Origin of the sequence: Psychrobacter sp. WY6 (assembly GCF_018448495.1) — a bacterium.
In the GTDB taxonomy this organism is placed as follows: domain Bacteria; phylum Pseudomonadota; class Gammaproteobacteria; order Pseudomonadales; family Moraxellaceae; genus Psychrobacter.
The window spans coordinates 1,843,789-1,857,168 of record NZ_CP049902.1; the positions used below are offsets into that span (position 1 = coordinate 1,843,789).

At 44.0% G+C, this 13,380-nt stretch carries 13 protein-coding genes and 5 pseudogenes; 14 read left to right on the forward strand and 4 right to left on the reverse strand.

Going from position 1 to position 13,380, the window contains the following annotated elements; all coding sequences use genetic code 11:
* Nucleotides 1-223: 223 nt before the first annotated feature.
* Nucleotides 224-328, reverse strand: a pseudogene (locus tag G7Y90_RS19005) (hypothetical protein); the annotation flags it as partial.
* Here G7Y90_RS19005 and G7Y90_RS19010 point away from each other — a divergent pair.
* Entirely contained in the window at nucleotides 329-481 is a 153-nt protein-coding gene (locus G7Y90_RS19010; protein ID WP_502937344.1) for a hypothetical protein, read from the forward strand.
* Here the strand turns inward: G7Y90_RS19010 and G7Y90_RS19015 are convergent.
* The 3 genes from G7Y90_RS19015 to G7Y90_RS09215 all read right to left on the reverse strand — a co-directional run bounded on the left by G7Y90_RS19015 (nucleotide 468) and on the right by G7Y90_RS09215 (nucleotide 2,056).
* Nucleotides 468-656 (reverse strand): hypothetical protein, encoded by a 189-nt coding sequence (locus tag G7Y90_RS19015; protein WP_502937345.1) that lies wholly within the window; start codon nucleotides 654-656, stop codon nucleotides 468-470. The two genes, G7Y90_RS19010 and G7Y90_RS19015, sit on opposite strands and share 14 nt — an antisense overlap.
* A gap of 98 nt (nucleotides 657-754) precedes the next feature.
* A complete protein-coding gene (locus G7Y90_RS09210; RefSeq protein WP_250162234.1) occupies nucleotides 755-1,357 on the reverse strand; it encodes a hypothetical protein in 603 nt (200 codons plus the stop codon).
* A 30-nt stretch (nucleotides 1,358-1,387) separates the two neighbouring features.
* Nucleotides 1,388-2,056, reverse strand: coding sequence for a contractile injection system protein, VgrG/Pvc8 family (locus tag G7Y90_RS09215; RefSeq protein WP_250162235.1), 669 nt, complete (start codon nucleotides 2,054-2,056; stop codon nucleotides 1,388-1,390).
* A 341-nt stretch (nucleotides 2,057-2,397) separates the two neighbouring features.
* On the opposite strand from G7Y90_RS09215, the gene G7Y90_RS09220 reads away from it, so the two are divergent.
* The 13 genes and pseudogenes from G7Y90_RS09220 (at nucleotide 2,398) to G7Y90_RS09275 (ending at nucleotide 13,380) form a co-directional block, all read left to right on the forward strand.
* Nucleotides 2,398-2,649 (forward strand): hypothetical protein, encoded by a 252-nt coding sequence (locus tag G7Y90_RS09220; RefSeq protein ID WP_250162236.1) that lies wholly within the window; start codon nucleotides 2,398-2,400, stop codon nucleotides 2,647-2,649.
* Nucleotides 2,646-2,843, forward strand: coding sequence for a hypothetical protein (locus tag G7Y90_RS09225; RefSeq protein WP_250162237.1), 198 nt, complete (start codon nucleotides 2,646-2,648; stop codon nucleotides 2,841-2,843). The genes G7Y90_RS09220 and G7Y90_RS09225 overlap by 4 nt, the downstream gene beginning before the upstream one ends.
* A 19-nt stretch (nucleotides 2,844-2,862) precedes the next feature.
* Nucleotides 2,863-3,648, forward strand: coding sequence for a tetratricopeptide repeat protein (locus tag G7Y90_RS09230; RefSeq protein ID WP_250162238.1), 786 nt, complete (start codon nucleotides 2,863-2,865; stop codon nucleotides 3,646-3,648).
* Nucleotides 3,649-3,669: 21 nt separating this feature from the next.
* Nucleotides 3,670-4,179: pseudogene (tssB, locus tag G7Y90_RS09235) on the forward strand (type VI secretion system contractile sheath small subunit).
* Nucleotides 4,180-4,182: 3 nt separating this feature from the next.
* Nucleotides 4,183-5,676 carry a type VI secretion system contractile sheath large subunit gene (tssC, locus tag G7Y90_RS09240; RefSeq protein ID WP_250162239.1) on the forward strand — a complete coding sequence of 498 codons (1,494 nt, stop codon included), beginning with the start codon at nucleotides 4,183-4,185 and terminating at the stop codon, nucleotides 5,674-5,676.
* Between the two features lie 51 nt (nucleotides 5,677-5,727).
* Nucleotides 5,728-6,231, forward strand: coding sequence for an Hcp family type VI secretion system effector (locus G7Y90_RS09245; RefSeq protein ID WP_025651832.1), 504 nt, complete (start codon nucleotides 5,728-5,730; stop codon nucleotides 6,229-6,231).
* Between the two features lie 98 nt (nucleotides 6,232-6,329).
* Nucleotides 6,330-6,608, forward strand: coding sequence for a hypothetical protein (locus G7Y90_RS09250; RefSeq protein ID WP_250162240.1), 279 nt, complete (start codon nucleotides 6,330-6,332; stop codon nucleotides 6,606-6,608).
* The gene (locus G7Y90_RS09255) at nucleotides 6,580-6,819 is read left to right on the forward strand and encodes a GPW/gp25 family protein (protein ID WP_250162241.1); all 240 of its coding nucleotides are present in this window, start codon (nucleotides 6,580-6,582) and stop codon (nucleotides 6,817-6,819) included. Before G7Y90_RS09250 ends, G7Y90_RS09255 begins: the two co-directional genes overlap by 29 nt.
* 77 nt (nucleotides 6,820-6,896) lie before the next feature.
* Nucleotides 6,897-8,123 carry a type VI secretion system baseplate subunit TssF gene (tssF, locus tag G7Y90_RS09260; protein WP_284143712.1) on the forward strand — a complete coding sequence of 409 codons (1,227 nt, stop codon included), beginning with the start codon at nucleotides 6,897-6,899 and terminating at the stop codon, nucleotides 8,121-8,123.
* A pseudogene (locus G7Y90_RS17895) lies at nucleotides 8,114-8,717 on the forward strand (type VI secretion system baseplate subunit TssF). Before tssF ends, G7Y90_RS17895 begins: the two are co-directional and overlap by 10 nt.
* Nucleotides 8,681-9,718: a type VI secretion system baseplate subunit TssG gene (tssG, locus tag G7Y90_RS09265; RefSeq protein ID WP_250162242.1), complete on the forward strand. Its 1,038-nt coding sequence runs from the start codon at nucleotides 8,681-8,683 to the stop codon at nucleotides 9,716-9,718. Before G7Y90_RS17895 ends, tssG begins: the two are co-directional and overlap by 37 nt.
* A gap of 220 nt (nucleotides 9,719-9,938) precedes the next feature.
* Nucleotides 9,939-12,889, forward strand: a pseudogene (gene tssH / locus G7Y90_RS09270) (type VI secretion system ATPase TssH).
* Between the two features lie 93 nt (nucleotides 12,890-12,982).
* Nucleotides 12,983-13,380, forward strand: a pseudogene (locus tag G7Y90_RS09275) (type VI secretion system protein TssA).

Sequence of the window (13,380 nt, forward strand, 5' to 3'; positions counted from 1 at the left end):
TCTCATCGATGATTTGTGCGCTGGTTTTAAACGCTTTTATCGATTGATTGGCGGTCTGCATGGCTGTCGTGGATTGCAAATGTGCCTGCTTGGTCTCTTGAAAGGTCTCACTCAGCTCAGCTCCTAAGCCTAATTGCCGCTGTCCTGCATCATTGACCCAAGCAGACTCGTGCTCGCTTTGACTATGTCTGATATCAAAGGTGGATAGCAGTACACCGGTATCACCAGTGATTTGCAAGCCATGATCGCTTGCCAGATTAATCCCTTGACCACTGGTTGATGATTGATGATTACTATAACGATGACGCAGTACGCCAAGCTCAAGCACGTGCTCATCAGGGGCAAAGGTGGCGCTAGAAGTGTGTGGTTGGTCTCAGCATTGGCACGTGATCCTGTATTCACCGACCACTGCATTCCTATCTGGTTGGGCGTATCATCAAAGCTTAGGGTCACTTCAGAATCAGACGTCAGCCCATATTGAGCAATACCAGAGATCCATCCACTGTGAGTATCATCTTCATTAATTTGCGAATGACCCAAACCACCACCATGCCACCTAGGGGACGCGCCGCCTTGTAAGTTATGTCGATTAGATAAGCCTGCATCACGAGTGGTGATGTCTTTGTCATCGATATCGCCCATACCGATACCGTCATAAAGCGACCTGCTAATTACAGGACTGTCAATATCGCCATACCAGTAATTAAGCAGTACCGACTGTCCCAGCCTTGGCGCAAACTGCCAACCATGAGTGCTACCCGATGACAGCTGCAATGAGCGCAGGGCGGGGGGTGGTGCCATCATCATGAGGGCTGATACCTGACCAGACAGACGTAGTAATAGTTTGCTGTAGATTGTCAGTGCTGACACTTGAGTCATAGCTGGGGGAAGCTGATAAACCTGTGTCACCAGTACGAGCTTGGGCGAGACCCGTGTAAGTGCTACTGGCAAAGGATAAAGAACTGGGATAAGGGCAATAAGGAATAGCAGCGTCAAGTAACGTCGCTGATACCCAAACCCCAGTATCACGAGCGATGTCAAAGCCATGATCGGGTATTGAAAAGTGATTGTGATTCATTGCATGACAGTGCATATGCTGAGCAGTGCGCTGTAACCACTGTTTGATAAATACTTGATGATGGTATGACACGCTATCGTTGTCAGGCTCAATACCGATTAAGGTAACCGCGATACAATGCGTGGATAAGCTACCAATAGAGGGTAGGTTATTGATACTCACTGGACTACTGACGCTCAGACCACGCAGGGCACCCGTCGCTTGATAAGTTTCGCGCTGACAGCGATTGGCAGATATCCATTGCTCTGCTATATAAGTAGCGGCGTCCTCGCTGTTCACGCGAGAGGGTGCACCAATTAATACCGTGTGTCATCTATCGCAAGCAGTGACATCTACTGCTTGACCTTCATAAATGGTATCTGCCGCCAACCCATCTGCTCGTACTATTACCCTATCACTGCCAAGTTGCTGCGACCTCATTTGTAGCGTATTGACACTATCTTGACCTGATTGTACGGATGACTGAGCATAACTATAGGTCAGCGGTATGAGCTCGCCTGTGTCTAAACCATCAACCAACCACCACGTGCCAAGCTCAACGGAATTCCCTGACACCCATAAAGTCGATATACCAATATCAGCGAGCAGACCGGTAACAAATTCATAGTCGCTGACATCCGACTGTATACGCATGGATAAAGGTGCCGATAAACGTGCGGATGATTCATCATCTGATGACAAAAGAGACTCAGATATTTGCCAATTTAAATCGTAATCACTAAGGATGAGGGTAACAATATCGAGCGTCGATTGATTGATAAAACTGCGGGTATGTATCGACTGTGCCAACTGCCAATCGGGGCTAACAACTTCTAAAGTATAAAAGTGCATCGCGCCATCAGATTGCTGATAACGGATGCCGCGTATCAGCCCAGTACGACAGCTAGCGGTACGATCAGCGGAAAACGTGGTTGAGCATATCGGAGCATTGATTAATGATAAACAAGCGTTCGATTCGATAAAATTATAACTAAACACTAGTATGTCAATATTGTCAGATTGATTAATGCCGCTTGCACCGCAAAACGAAACAGGGTAAAAGGTGTTTATCGTTGGATTAGCAGTATGAACGGTAATTATGTAGACGATTGGTTAGAAGGCATAAGAAGGGTACCGTTACTGCGTATTTTATACCAAGAAAATGGCTTGAATGGGTGATTTACTAAATTATTTATTAAGAAAAGTATAGAGTTTATTGAAATATTGTCAAGTATATGTATAATCAACCTCATTGATTTTTTATGATTAATGAACTTTAGTTATATTTATTTCTTTTAAAAAATCTATCCTTTTATATTTTTAGTGATGATCCTGTTGTTATGAATCCTATTTATCGTACTAAACTTGCCACCGCAGGTCTGCTATCAGTCTTACTTAGCGCGTCTTTATTGACAGCGGGTTGTGGCACCACTGCTCAGAAAAATGTACAAACCACGGTCAGCAAACCGATAGTGAAGCAGTTGAGTGAGCCTTCGCTTGCCTATTTGTCAAACGGCAATCAACTTAGCAGTGAAGCGTGGATGACTATTGCCAAAATAACTACGACGCAAAACGCTATGCACGGGCATTGAGAGCGGCTAATGAGGCTCTAAGCGTTGATAATGAAAGACTTGATGCACGTCAGCTTGCCATGCTTTCAGCAGTTAAAGTGATGGAAAGTAATATTGATGCTTATCACGATAATAGTTTGATGAATAGTAGTGATAAGGCAACACTGAATGAAACGCTCACCAATATCACCACTTTAGTTAACGCGTCTAATTAAAATAATTTTGAGCAGGCACATGTATTTATCTCACACCAATAATGGCGAGCACCGACTTACAATGACCAGTATCAGAAGCAATATTAGAGTCAGTTTTACGCTATCCAAAGCGTTTTTGACAGGTCTGTTCATCATGGGTTCAGCAATGACTACCGCCCATAGTGAACTTGTCATACAAGAAAAAGACCCCGGTTCTAGCATCATAAATCAATTTTCGGCACTCAAAAATGCTGATGCAAAATCACCGCAACTGCATCAACTGGTCGCGGATTTGAATCAAAGAGTATCTCGTAATCCTAATGACTCGCTAGCATGGGAGATTTTGGCGCAGATTTATTCTAACAATGGCTATCATGCTTATGCTGTTTACGCAGCCAGTGAAGCCATTGATTTGGGTCAAAGCACTGCTAAGCTAAAAAAAATACTACTAAATAGCAGCGCTATCGTCTCCCAAAGCCAACTGCAATCAGATTATCTCACTGATGAAGTGGACGCAGCGTTTTTGAAGGAGTATCAGTACGCTTTAAGTAAAATATATGGTGATATCTATGGTTTCAATTACGATGAGTCTTTGCCGAAACCACCAGCGCCAGTCGTCAAGCCTAGAAGCGGTAGCGGTAGATCAGGTACTAAATCAAAACCTCAGCCCCACGTGTCTGTAAAAAAAGCATCGAAGCCTATGAAAAAACCAGCCGTAAAAAAACCGCCACGACCACCAAAAGTTAAGCCTGTTACTAAACCTTCACCTACCAAAAAAAGTAACGCCAAATCGACTGATCCATTCAGTATATTGCGTTCAAACTAGACATTGCTGAGGTAACTTATTATGGCAAAGCAAGACAGTGTACAAAAGAAACTCGCAAAAGTACGTGCGCCTCGGGTGCATCTGACTTATGACGTTGAAGTAGGCGATGCGATCGAAACCAAGGAAATTCCTTTTGTGGTCGGCGTTTTGGGAGAGTTTTCAGGAGATTCAACCCTTGAACAACCACGCTTTAAAGACAAAAAATTTGTCGAAGTAGATTTAGATACCTTTGATGAGGTGATGTCAGGTCTAGCACCGCGTGCGACCTTTCGAGTAAGCAATGACTTAAGTGAAAGGCGGCGAATTCGCAGTTGATTTGGCATTCATAGTATCAACGATTTTCGTCCTGAAGCGGTTGATGATCAAATTGAGCCACTAAAGCAATTGGTACAAGCACGAGATCGCTTAGCAGATTTACGCAATAAAATATCGGCCAACGAAAAACTTGAAGACCTATTAGATGACGTGCTTAAGAACACTGAGCAAGTCAAAAAAATGGCGGAACAAAATCAAACCGATGGTGAGGATTAAACGATGAGTGCCCAAGCCCAGCAAAATCTAGCACCTGATGCGTTAAATAATGACAGTTACGACTTACTCGAAGAAATCGTCAATAAAAGTAACGTTGCCAAGTCTGATGACGAAAAAAATCGTGCCAAGTCGCAAATTGCAGAGCTTGCCAATGAAGTCATGCAAGGAACCGTAACGTTGTCAGATAATTTGGCCGCATCGATTGACGCGCGTATTGCCCAAATTGACGCGTTGATCTCCAAGCAGCTGACCACTGTCATGCACGCGCCCGAGTTTCAAAAGCTAGAGTCCAGCTGGCGTGGCTTGCATTATTTATGTAGCCAGACTCCGTCGGAATCCATGCTAAAGATTCGTATGATGAATACTACGAAGCGCGAACTGACTAAAGATTTTCAATCGTCAATTGATTTTGATCAAAGCACGCTGTTTAAGAAAATATACGAAGAAGAGTTCGGTAGCTTCGGTGGTGAACCTTATGCCGCTATCGTTGGTGACTTTGAATTTACTCGCCAAAACTCAGACATGTATCTGCTTGAGCAATTGTCTCATGTTGCGGCCGCTTCTCATGCACCTTTTGTGTCGGCGGCTTCCGCTGAAATGTTTGGTCTCGACTCCTTTACCGACATTGGTCGCCCGCGAGATTTGTCAAAGATATTTGAAACCGCTGAATATATCCGCTGGCGCGCGTTCAGACAGTCAGAAGATGCGCGATATGTTGCGTTAACCGTGCCTAGCTTTTTAGGTCGTCTGCCTTACGATCCTAAAGATGGCACGGTGGTTGAAGGATTTAATTTTACGGAAGAAGTCTCTGGTAATAATCATGACGATTATCTATGGGTGAACGCGGCTTATGCGTTCGCTTCACGCTTGACGGCTGCTTTCTCTGACTATCGCTGGTGTGCTGCCATTCGCGGCGTTGAGGGTGGTGGCTTGGTTGAAGGGTTACCTGTTCATACCTTTAAGACTGACGAAGGGGATTTGGCACTTAAGTGTCCAACGGAAATCTCTATCACCGATCGCCGAGAAAAAGAGTTAAGCGACTTAGGTTTTATCCCGTTAGTCCATTGCAAAAATACCAATTACGCTGCCTTTTTTGGGGCGCAGTCGGTGCAAAAAGCCAAAACTTATCAAAACGATGATGCCAACGCCAATGCTGCGCTATCGACGCAGATCCAATACATTATGGCGGTGTCACGTATTGCCCATTACCTAAAAGCAATGATGCGCGATAAGGTAGGTAGCTTCTTAGCACCTGGTAATGTTGAGTCGTTTTTAAATGACTGGATTTCTCGTTATGTCTTGCTAGATGACGGCGCCTCACAAGAAGCAAAAGCCCAGTACCCGCTGCGCGAAGCTTCTGTACAAGTTGTAGAAGTGCCGGGTAAGCCTGGTGTCTACAAGTCCGTGGTCTTTTTGAGACCACACTTTCAACTTGACGAACTGTCTGTTTCTCTGCTGCGTCTGGTCACTCAACTGCCGCAATCTAGCAACAGCTGATCGTTTATTAAAAACTAACGTGAAATTTAAATTTTAAAAAAGGTATGTGATATGAAAGATATTTATATTCAGTTCCGCGGTAAATATAAAATTGATGGCGAGTCTCGTGATAGCGAGCATAAAGGTTGGCTTGAAGTAAATACTTGGGATCACTTGATCCGTCAGCCAAAATCAGCGACAGCAAGTAGCGTTGGTGGCCATACTTCTGAGCGTTGTGAGCATGCTGACATGACGTTTATGAAAGATTTGGACTCAACCAGTCCTAAACTATGGGAAGCGTGTTCTGCTGGTTATACTTTTGATGAGATTCAAATTGATTTTTATCGTGCCAACGGTGACAAACGCGTTAAATATCTTGAAGTAAAACTTAAGCATGCGCTGATCGCAAGTGTCGAGCCAACGGTACGTTCTGAAGGCGTACCAATCGAAAAAGTCGGTATCAAATATGCTGCTGTTGAGTGGACTTACACCCAGCAAGATATCGATGGTACTGCTAAAGGCGCTGTGACTAAAAAATGGTCACTAGCCAACAACACTGCTACTTATACCGCCTAATTTAGGTTGTATCAGGTGTCATCTATTGTGTCGTACCGAAAAAGAAAGGTTTATATCTAGGCCTTTCTTTTTTGTTTGTTAAATAGGAATGATTATCAATGAATTACGCCACTAACGCCTCTAACAAAGAAATTGGCTTTCGTCCAAATTTGTTCGAGCAGTTATTTGATGATCAGCCCCGTCATTTGTCGCATGAGCTCGTGGTTCGTCGTCTTAATATCGATGAGCTAAAGTCTTCGGTCGCACGAGACCTTGAAGCTTTATTAAATACGCGTTGTGTGGTGTCAAGTAAGCACAGCCTATCAACACGTGCGCTCATCGATATTGAATTTTGGCATATTAGATTTTGTGGGACTCAGCAGTGCCAATCCTACTGACTGTGATTATATCTGTCGCCAAATAGCCCAAACAGTCGAGCAACAAGATACCCGGCTAAAAAACGTTCGCGTATCGCTAGATATTGGCGCTGTTGATGTCAATCAACTGTGTTTTTCTATTGAAGCATTATTAAAGGTTTATCCAGCACAAGAGCTGGTCAGCTTCGATGCGTTCTTTGAGCCAAGCTCTCAGCGTTACTTAATAAAATAATCATTATCCCATTAATGAAATAACTACTACTACCGCTCAATTTATACAGTTAGCAGCGATCAATATATTGAGGCGTCATGGACAGTTTACTTCCTTACTTTGAGCATGAGCTTAGCCTGTTTAATAAACAGTCAAAAGAATTTGCCAAAAAATATCCCAAAATAGCCAATCGGTTGTTGATGGGGCACGATACCGTCGATGATCCGCATATAGAGCGGTTGATACAGGCTTTTTCGCTCATCAGTGCGCGCATCAATAAAAAATTGGACGATTCATACGCTGATTTTACCGAATCTCTATTAGAAGTCGTTTATCCCGATTATCTCAAACCTTTTCCATCGGTCTCTATTGCACAGTTTAATCTAGGCGTACAGGGCAATGCGATGAGCGAGGCAGTCTTAGTCCCTAAAAACAGCCCTTTCGCCAGCCAAAAAATAAATGGCACGCCTTGCCAGTTTCAGTCAACCCAAGATGTGACCTTGCTGCCGCTACAGATAGATAGCGTCGACTTTGAAACTCGTCAAGAGGTGTATGACAATCAGCATGGACTGCTGAATGGCTGTATCAGTATCAAATTTAAGGGGCTTAATTCAAGCTTTGACTATCAAGCCTTATTAAACCACTCGTTAGATTTGTATATAGACGAGGACGCCAGTCAGGGTACTAGTCTATGGGATTTACTAGGGTGTGATGTCAAGCAAACGCATCTGCATGGTAGGCAGGTCAATAAGATTACGGGTAGTCCGTTTGAGATTATAGGCTTCGATCCTGAGCAGCAAATTCTTCCGAGTCATCGAGTGAGTAATGCTGCCTCTGCCTTATTAAAGGAATACTTCTATTTCCCTGAAAAATTCAATTTCTTGCGCCTTAATCTTGGTAAGGTTTGTCCAAATTTAAAGATCGATAGCAATGGCTTTGAGATTCGCTGTTACTTTAGATTTGATAAAAAAAATACCATCCGCCTAAAAAACTTGCAGCAGCTCAGTGCCAGCAGTATCAAGCTGTTTTGTACGCCCGTTGTCAATTTATTCAAGGCGGCTGCCAAGCCTATTCAAGTGACCCATCGTTCGATCTATTACGATTTAGTGCCCGATACTCGTGCGCTGTTTCAACATGAAATCTATGAGGTTAATAAAGTCATAGAGTCCAAGCAAAGTGACAATCGTTTGATACAACGTGAATATCATCCATTTTATGCGCTCAATCATTATGAGCAGCAAGATGATGGTCGTTATTACCATATCAAACGTGATAAGGATATGGCTGAGTTCAAACAGGGTTTGAATATCAGATTATGTTTGTAGAAAAAAATCGCGAAGATTTATCAGGTGCGGTGAGCATGAGTGCGTCTTTATTGTGTACCAATAGAGATTTGCCGGCTCAAGTGGTATTCGGTCAAAGCCGTGGCGATTTGTTTAGCGAAGGGATGACTGGCTTTAGCAGCTTATCGTTGCTAAAGCAGCCGACCAGAACGGCACGCTTCGACTATACAGGTGAGGAACGTTGGCGCTTGATATCGCTGATTAGTCTGAATTTTTTCGCTTGCCGCCCAAGATGCGGAGCTGATGAAAGAGTATTTATCGCTATACGACATTACCCAGTCTGCTTCTAACAAACTGTTGGTCGAAGGTATTGTGTCTGTCGAAACCAGTATCGAAGCTCGACGTATTCAGCGCTTGCCACAGCCTGGTTTTGTGCGCGGTACACTGATCAATATTCAAATCAACCAAAAGAATTTTGCTGGAGTGAGTATCCGCCAGTTTGCCCATTTATTGGCGCATGTGTTTGGCTATCACGCTAGCTTAAATAGCTTCGTCGAGTTGGCCATCAGTGATGCCGTAACCAAAGAGGAGATATACAGATGTCAGCCACGCAGCGGTCTCAGTCCTCTTATTTAACGGCTTTAATGGCGGCGCCGCAATCTTATGAGTTATTACAAGCACTACGTTTGGTTCGGCATGAAGTCAGTATGGGGTATACACCTATTGAGGTACGTTACCGTGCCTCGTTGTCATTGGCCTATCCGCAAGCTGAAATTGAGTCGATGGCGCTCATTGCTCAGGATAATATGGAAGACAGTGGCAGCTCATTAAAGGATGGTCAAGTAAAGGCTAGTTCATTAAAAATCAGACGGATAGAGGTTTGCCCCGCAATTATTGGATTAACTGGCCCGTTGTCAGCCTTGCCAGCGATGTATACCGACCATCTAGCCTCGCGAGTCAATCATGCAAATAAAGCGGCACCAGCATTTTTAGATTTATTTAACCATCGATTGACGGATTTGTACGTGCAAGCGAGTTGGTTTTATAACTTGCCATTACAGTATGAGATAAATAATAAAAAAGACAACTATCTACTGAGCTTGCGGGCATTGGCGCGTCAGCCGAAGAAGCTAACCGCCATCGATAGCTTGATTGCTTATGCTGGCATGATCGCCCCAGGACGCCTGACAGCCGATCAGTTGTCACATGTACTGTCGCATTTTTTAGATAGCACCGTCAGTGTCGAGCAATTCGTACCGGAGTGGTTTGATCTACCAGCCAGTGAACAGACAGCACTTGGTGGTCAGCATGCTGCCCTTGGGTTGTCCGCATTTTGCGGTGCGCGCGTCGTACAGTTTGATAGCAAGATTAGAATTGTGTTTCATCAGTTGGATGCCAAACGCTATTTAAGACTGTTACCAGCAGGGGATATGTATCAAGTCATTATTGATTTTATCCGTAAATGGTGCGGTGTTTGCTTGGCGGTCGAGATGCAACTCGAGTTAGACAAGCAATACATCACCCCGTTGTCATTATCAGAGAGCAGTTTTGGTGGTTTGGGTCAGGGTGGGTTTTTGATATCGCAGCCTGCGACGCAGCATCATGATGACACTCGCTATGCGCTGCCGATTCAGTAAGTATTTCATGGTTAATAGACAGATTTTACCTATTATGAAGAGCCATGCATCAATTTTATATTGCTGTTTAATAAAAATAATTTATACCATTCACAGAAATTAGAGTGGCAAGGAAAACGAGTGAAAGTACTACGTCTTGTAGGCTAAGCGAGTTTGACACAGCTAATCTTACTTTTTGGGTTTGGTATTAAGTCTAATAAGAATGTTAAAGGAAAAGATTATGAGCCAGTTAAAAGCTGTGATTACCCGCTTAAGCCCAAGCTGTCGACAGTGTTTGCAGCAGGCAGCTAGGCTTTGTATTAATAATGGGCATCGTGAAGTCGATACTGTCCATCTATTGCATGAACTGATTGCCACGCCGCACAATGATGTGGCTCAAATACTTAAATTTAATAAGATTCATCAGCAGTCATTACTAGCAGATATAACTGATTTGCTAAACACCTTTGGTCAGGCAACAGGCTCAACGCCAGTATTTAGTCAAGGTTTGATGGCGTTACTAGAAGATGCGTGGGAGCTAGCCAGTAGCCAATATAATCAAAGTGCTGATAAAAATAGCCCGCTAGAAATTCGCTCTGGTCATATATTGCTCGTGCTATTGGCGTATGAGCGTTATCAGTCGCTACTCAAAACTCTTCCTGAGCCACTACAGTATATCGACCGCTTTACCCTAAAAGATGATTATGAGCGTCAATGTCTCGGTAGTACTGAGGGCAGTGGATCAAGCAGTAATAAAATTACCAATAGTAAAGGCGTCAATAAGGGTGCTGATGATGGTGCGAATAGTGCAGACAATGATGCTAACAATCAAGAATCTTTAGACACTAAGAAAACTGAAGCTAAGCCAACCCCTGCGTTGGATAATATACTTATGACTTGACTGCTAAAGCCAGTTCAGAGCAAATAGACCCTGTCATTGGCCGTGAGTTTGAAATTCATCAGTTGATCGATATTTTGATTCGTCGCCGCCAAAATAACCCTATTTTGACGGGTGAGGCAGGGGTAGGTAAAACAGCAGTGGTAGAAGGATTGGCGCAAAAGATAGTCGCCGGTCAAGTGCCTGATCAGCTCAAAGATGTGACGATACGTAGTCTTGACATGGGCTTGCTGCAAGCAGGGGCAAGCGTCAAAGGGGAGTTTGAGAACCGTCTCAAGCAAGTCATTGAAGAAGTACAAGCCTCGCTACAGCCTATTATATTATTCATTGATGAAGCGCATACTTTGATTGGTGCTGGTGGGCAAGCGGGTCAAAATGACGCGGCGAACTTACTGAAGCCTGCGCTGGCTCGTGGTGAGCTCAGAACCATTGCGGCGACGACATGGTCAGAATATAAAAAGTACTTCGAAAAAGACGCAGCATTGTCACGTCGCTTCCAAGTCGTCAAAGTCGATGAGCCTGATATAGAGACAGCAGTAGCGATGATTCGTGGTCTAAGTGCCAAGATGCAGAATCATTTTGGTATATTGATCGATGACGATGCGCTACAAGCGGCGGTTGAGTTATCCGCACGTTATATCAGCGATAGGCAGCTGCCTGATAAAGCGGTCAGTGTATTAGACACGGCGGCGGCACGGGTGAGCTTATCCAAGACCGCCATACCCAATCAACTTGACAGATTAAACGCCAAAGGGGTGCAGTTAGAGCAGCATATCAATAATCTCAGTCAGCAGCTCGAGCGTATCGGCGGTGTGGACGAAAAAGAAAAAGTCAGCCAAAAAATTGCCGTATTAGATGAGCAGCGCCAAACCAATCAGCAAAGCATTGCTGATATGACCAGTCGTTGGCACGAACAGCGCGAGCTTAATGATCAGCTTGATTCCTTGAATCAGCAGTTGAATGACAAGACAGATGGTTCTGATGCGCTTAGTGCAAAAGAGCGCTTAGACAAACAAGCTGAATATCAAAGTATCGAGCAATCGTTAAAACAAGTACAAGAGACGCAGCGCCTTATTCATCCCGTATTGGATCGTCAGGTCATCAAGCAGATCATCTCAGATTGGACTGGAATACCGCTGAATGATATGGCAGGTAATGAAAAAGACCATATCTTGGGTTTGGCTGATACCTTGCAAGCCCGGGTCATCGGCCAAGATCATTCGGTGGCCGCTATCGTCAAGCGGATTCATACCGCAAAAGCCCGCTTAGATGATCCCAATCGTCCGCAAGGTGTGTTTATGCTCGTCGGGCCAAGTGGTGTAGGCAAGACCGAAACCGCGCTGGCGCTATCAGAGGTGCTGTACGGCGGTGAGCGTAACCTTATTACGATTAACCTGTCAGAGTATCAAGAAGCCCATAGCGTTGCTTCGTTAAAAGGCTCGCCTCCAGGTTATGTTGGCTATGGTGAAGGTGGTGTATTAACCGAAGCGATTCGCCGTCGTCCTTATAGCGTACTCTTACTTGATGAAGTAGAAAAAGCCCATCCAGACGTATTGGATTTGTTTTATCAGGTCTTTGATAAAGGGGTGATGGAAGACAGCGAAGGGCGTTTAATTGATTTCAAAAACACGCTTATTTTATTGACAAGTAATGTTGGTTCGTCTGCGATTATGCAGGCATGTATCAATACAGATCCGAGTGTTACTGACTTTAGCCTGCCAGACAGTGATAGCCTAAAACAAGTCATTAATCCGCATTTGTATAAAGCCTTTAAGCCCGCGTTTTTGGGTCGTTTAACGGTCATTCCTTATTATCCATTAACGGATGATGCGCTCGCAGAAATTATTCGCCTTAAGCTGGACAAAATCACTGGCCGTATTCATAACAATTATGATGTGCCTTGTGTCATTGATGATGAGGTGATTGAGCTGATTTTATCGCGTTGTCATGAGGTCGATTCTGGTGCACGTAACGCCGATGCGATTATCAGTCATACCTTGCTGCCGCAGATGGCGGGTCAGCTACTGGCTCATGATGACAGTCAAAGTGTGTTAAAGAAAATTACCGTATTCGTCGATGCGGACGATAATTTTGCCTACCGTCTGGATACTGATGCCGTTGTGGCGCTCAATCAAATGGCGCAACACAGCGAAGATGAAACTGAATATCAAGTTGAGGATCAAGTTAAAGAACCACCAAGAAAACCCCTTTCAGCTAAAAAGCCGACAGTGAAAAAAGTCGCCAGCAAAAAACCTACTAAAAGGCTATTAAAGAGGAGTCATTATAATGAGTAACGATAACTCTTTAGTAAATAAATTGACACTCTTATTGCGCCGATTGAAGGCAGTCGTCATGGGGTCGGTGAAGACTTAATATTCGATCCACGTATTAATGCCATCGTTGCTGCTCGTCAAGAAGATGACCCATTACTGGCACAAGGCAATTGGGTCACTGAACTAAAAGTGGCTGACTGGGATTTTGTCAAAAACCAATGTGCCGATTTGCTCAGCCATACTAGTAAAGATATGAAGCTGGCATTTGGTATGTCGATGCGTTGAGTCACACCGACCATTTAGCAGGTATTAGTCAGGGGTTAAGTCTGCTACAGACACTCAATGACGAGTATTGGCTCACTATGTATCCGCCGCTAGATGGTGAAGAAGACAGTATGGACATCAGAGCAGGGCTGTTGTCATGGTTCGTCAAAGCGCTATCCGATGATATTAAGCAGCTATCACTTTCTGATACAGACAGAAAGAAAAATATAACTACAATTACTATCTAA

What these genes read in the sequence shown, in the direction of transcription:
- G7Y90_RS09250 (WP_250162240.1), top strand. Translation starts at nt 6,330, where the DNA reads ATGAATTACGCCACTAACGCCTCTAACAAAGAAATTGGCTTTCGTCCA.
- tssG (WP_250162242.1), top strand. Translation starts at nt 8,681, where the DNA reads ATGTCAGCCACGCAGCGGTCTCAGTCCTCTTATTTAACGGCTTTAATG.
- tssF (WP_284143712.1), top strand. Translation starts at nt 6,897, where the DNA reads ATGGACAGTTTACTTCCTTACTTTGAGCATGAGCTTAGCCTGTTTAAT.
- G7Y90_RS09230 (WP_250162238.1), top strand. Translation starts at nt 2,863, where the DNA reads ATGTATTTATCTCACACCAATAATGGCGAGCACCGACTTACAATGACC.
- G7Y90_RS19015 (WP_502937345.1), bottom strand. Translation starts at nt 656, where the DNA reads ATGACGGTATCGGTATGGGCGATATCGATGACAAAGACATCACCACTC.
- G7Y90_RS09220 (WP_250162236.1), top strand. Translation starts at nt 2,398, where the DNA reads ATGAATCCTATTTATCGTACTAAACTTGCCACCGCAGGTCTGCTATCA.
- tssC (WP_250162239.1), top strand. Translation starts at nt 4,183, where the DNA reads ATGAGTGCCCAAGCCCAGCAAAATCTAGCACCTGATGCGTTAAATAAT.
- G7Y90_RS09245 (WP_025651832.1), top strand. Translation starts at nt 5,728, where the DNA reads ATGAAAGATATTTATATTCAGTTCCGCGGTAAATATAAAATTGATGGC.